This window comes from Parendozoicomonas verongulae (assembly GCF_009711465.1).
Classification (GTDB): Bacteria; Pseudomonadota; Gammaproteobacteria; order Pseudomonadales; family Endozoicomonadaceae; genus Sansalvadorimonas; species Sansalvadorimonas verongulae.
The window spans coordinates 712-1,389 of the sequence record NZ_SMME01000573.1; the positions used below are offsets into that span (position 1 = coordinate 712).

General features: G+C 41.0%; 1 pseudogene. It reads left to right on the forward strand.

From position 1 onward, the window contains the following. Nucleotides 1–543, forward strand: a pseudogene (locus E1189_RS22905) (hypothetical protein); the annotation flags it as partial. Nucleotides 544–678: the final 135 nt, after the last annotated feature.

Below are 678 nucleotides of genomic sequence, written 5' to 3' on the forward strand. Positions count from 1 at the left end.
AATAGCAGTAGTGACTATGTCAATATCTATAAGAGGCTGGATGAGGAGGGCGCTGATATGCGTGTTTTAAGTGCTATTGAATGTGTTCAATTTTTTGAATATTTTGATGGTGCCCGAGTTTTTGCAATGATGATGGGAGGAAATTTATTTGCCAGGAATGCAGGCAGTCCTTCTGGCTGTATTTATCTTGATCTTGATATGGCTATATTGTCTCCATTAGGAGCAATAGAAACTGTTGATGGTTTTTCGTGCTACTTCAGGGAGGAGGGCAACACTCTGGTTGAAAATGGCTTGTTCGCAGTGGACAGACCACGACATCCTGTTCTTATGAAAACCCTGGATGAAATGAAAAGAAAATCGTTGGAAGATCCAGTGCCGTATGTATTTGGTAGCTATAGGAATGCTGTTCATCAGCATTATTTACCGGCAGATAAAATAAATGAACGTGGGTATGGTGACTGTCAATTAATAAAGGCAATTGCATTTCCAGCTGCCTGCTTAGATCCTAATCAAAGTGAAAAAAATAAAGCTTCTACATGGTGAAAGTCCCGGACATTTAATTAGTGCCTGTCAGGAAATCCATTAAATTCGGTCACACATTTTTCCACTTCAGTCTTTGGAGGAGGTTGGCACCGTTTTCAACTCAACTCCGTTCGCCAACGGGTGAAATTGAGCAGG